Below are 2450 nucleotides of genomic sequence, written 5' to 3'. Positions count from 1 at the left end.
CGTCGAAATCCGACTGCCGTCCGGTGTGATCGACTCCGATACGCAGCAGGAAGAAATCATCAGCCACGCCGTCTGGTCGATAGCCACCAGGGAGTGATCAGCTGTCGAGTTCCCGCGCCACAGCGCGGACGACCTCGGAGATCTTCTGAGCGGTCTTGCGATCGGGGTACTTGCCCTTGCGCAGCTCAGGCTGAATGGTGGCCTCGAGCAGCGTGATCATGTCCTCGACCATGCCGTGCAGCTCGTCGGGGGTGTGCTTGCGCTCGACGTGCTCACGACGCCCTGCGGTGTTCTGCCGGACGGTGGGCGCGGGCTCGAGCACCTTCAGGCTCAGGGCCTGCGGGCCACGGCGGCCTGCAGCCATCCCGAACTCGACGCGCTGGCCCGCCTTCAAGCCTTCGACTCCGGCAGGAAGCGCCGACGAACGGACGTAGACGTCCTCGCCCTCCTCCTGCGAAAGAAAGCCGAATCCCTTGTCGACGTCGTACCACTTCACCTTGCCGGTAGGCACTGCGCTCACCCGTCCATTTGTCTCGGTCTGTCCTGTGCACAAGTAACGCGCCCTGCGCAATCTGCAGGACGCGAATACGACAGTCTAGCGCGCGGGGCGGGTGCGCAGCACCAACGTTTCCTACCGCTACCGTTGTGTTCGTGACCGATCGACGAAGCACCGGCGCAGACAAGAGCTCCGTCCTGTTGCGCATCGCCCTCGCACTCTTCGCCGCGGGCCTGCTCGCCATCACGGCCATCTTCCTGGTCCCGGCCGTAGGTGGCGAATCGCCGCCGCTGTGGCTGTACCTGACCGCGATGATCGCGGCACCCGTCGGTTTCGTTCTAGCGATAGTGTTTGCCCTGACATCCGGCCGACGCGCGAAATAGTCCTGGAGCGAGACCATGCGATTGATCCTGAACATCATCTGGCTGATCTTCGGTGGGCTGTGGCTCGCACTCGGTTACTTCGTCGCCGGCATCCTCTGCTGCATCCTCATCGTCACCATCCCCTTCGGCATCGCGTCGTTCCGGATCGGCGTCTACGCGCTGTGGCCGTTCGGCAAAACCGTCGTCGAGAAGCCGACCTCCGGAGTCGCGTCCGTCGTCGGCAACGTCATCTGGGTGATCATCGCGGGCATCTGGCTGGCCATCGGCCACCTCGTGACGGCCTTCGCCATGGCCATCACCATCATCGGCATCCCACTCGCCATCGCCAACCTCAAGATGATCCCCATCTCTCTCATGCCCCTCGGCAAGGACATCGTCGACGCCTGACGCCGGCGGCCAGTTCACTCCAGCCCCTTCAGCCCCAATTCGGACGATGTGAGCTTCATCACATAACGGTGGGGTAACGGAAGCGCAACGGACGGGCGTCGAGACCCTTCCGGCGCCACTAGCTGCGGCTTCTCCGGTCACGCCGAGGTACGCAGGCACCCGACTGCGGACGGCCCCACAAACCGACAGTTACCAAATGGTGACACTCCGGCGGATGTCCATTACGGTCATCAGCGGCTGAGAAACTTCGGCTACACCGACTCCCGCAGCGCCAAACCTCGTCCCGCGGGAGACGGACCCTCGACGAACACCCAGGGGACGAGGACGGGGGACCCACACGTCCTCTCGGATAACCGAAAGACCCGCTCCGGCAGGTCTTTCTGGGGTGAAGCCCACATTGTCCCCACCGGACTTCTGGGCCGGGCTACCTCTCAGCCCGAACCCGACAGCTGACCTCGCAGGCGCCAGTGGAGAGGATTTCAACTCGTATGAGCGGACGTCATCGCAAGCCGACCACCACCGGCCGCACCGTAGCCAAGGTCGCCGTCACCGGCGCAATTATGGGTACTGCAGGAATGGCCTTCACCGGCACCGCAAACGCTGCCCCTGATTCCGACTGGGACCGCCTCGCACAGTGCGAAGCCGGCGGCAACTGGGGCATCAACACCGGAAACGGATACCAGGGCGGACTGCAGTTCTCGCCGAGCACCTGGAACGCACACGGAGGCCAGCAGTACGCGGCCGCCGCCAACCAGGCCAGCCGCGAAGAGCAGATCGCAGTCGCCGAGAAGGTCCTCGCATCGCAGGGTTGGGGCGCATGGCCGTCCTGCTCGTCGAGCCTCGGCCTGAGCAGCTCCCCCTCCGAGCGCAGCGTTCCGGCTACGCCGCAGTCCGCTCCCGCAGCACCGAAGCTCCCCGAGCTCACCAGCATCCCGACGGTCGACGGCACTGCCGAGGTCATCGACGGCATCACCAGTGCCGTGCAGACCATCACCAACGACCCGCAGATCGCGACGTTCATCCAGAACGCAGCGCAGGGAATTCAGCTCGACCCGCAGCTGGTCGAGTTCTACCAGGCGAACAAGGCGTTCCTGCCCCAGTAGAGCCGCGCATACGCTGTAAAGACACGAAAAGGGCCCCCGATTGCTCGGGGGCCCTTTTCGTGTCTTTACAGCGTGTGGTCT

4 protein-coding genes and 1 riboswitch are annotated in these 2450 nt (G+C 64.4%); of the genes, 3 read left to right on the top strand and 1 reads right to left on the bottom strand.

What is annotated here, in order from left to right:
• Window positions 1-97: 97 nt before the first annotated feature.
• Window positions 98-511 carry a cold-shock protein gene (locus tag WBQ44_RS04375; RefSeq protein ID WP_495565513.1) on the bottom strand — a complete coding sequence of 138 codons (414 nt, stop codon included), beginning with the start codon at window positions 509-511 and terminating at the stop codon, window positions 98-100.
• Between the two features lie 140 nt (window positions 512-651).
• Between WBQ44_RS04375 and WBQ44_RS04370 the strand changes: the two genes are divergently transcribed.
• From WBQ44_RS04370 to WBQ44_RS04360, 3 genes are all read left to right on the top strand, one after another.
• Window positions 652-879, top strand: a complete 228-nt coding sequence (locus tag WBQ44_RS04370; protein WP_495565512.1) for a hypothetical protein — start codon at window positions 652-654, stop codon at window positions 877-879.
• 15 nt (window positions 880-894) lie between these two features.
• Window positions 895-1266 (top strand): YccF domain-containing protein, encoded by a 372-nt coding sequence (locus WBQ44_RS04365; protein WP_495565511.1) that lies wholly within the window; start codon window positions 895-897, stop codon window positions 1264-1266.
• Window positions 1267-1564: 298 nt separating this feature from the next.
• A riboswitch (cyclic di-AMP (ydaO/yuaA leader) is annotated at window positions 1565-1746 on the top strand.
• 8 nt (window positions 1747-1754) lie between these two features.
• Complete coding sequence (locus tag WBQ44_RS04360; protein WP_495565510.1) at window positions 1755-2369, top strand: transglycosylase family protein; 615 nt, start codon at window positions 1755-1757, stop codon at window positions 2367-2369.
• Window positions 2370-2450 lie beyond the last annotated feature (81 nt).

This window comes from Rhodococcus sp. (in: high G+C Gram-positive bacteria), assembly GCF_049591685.1.
Lineage (GTDB): Bacteria > Actinomycetota > Actinomycetes > Mycobacteriales > Mycobacteriaceae > Rhodococcoides.
Note: the sequence above shows the minus strand (reverse complement) of the source record. Positions and strands in the feature narration are given on the sequence as shown.

Bases quoted from the DNA above. Each gene is read 5' to 3' on its own strand.
- WBQ44_RS04365 (WP_495565511.1), top strand. From the start codon at position 895: ATGCGATTGATCCTGAACATCATCTGGCTGATCTTCGGTGGGCTGTGG.
- WBQ44_RS04360 (WP_495565510.1), top strand. From the start codon at position 1,755: ATGAGCGGACGTCATCGCAAGCCGACCACCACCGGCCGCACCGTAGCC.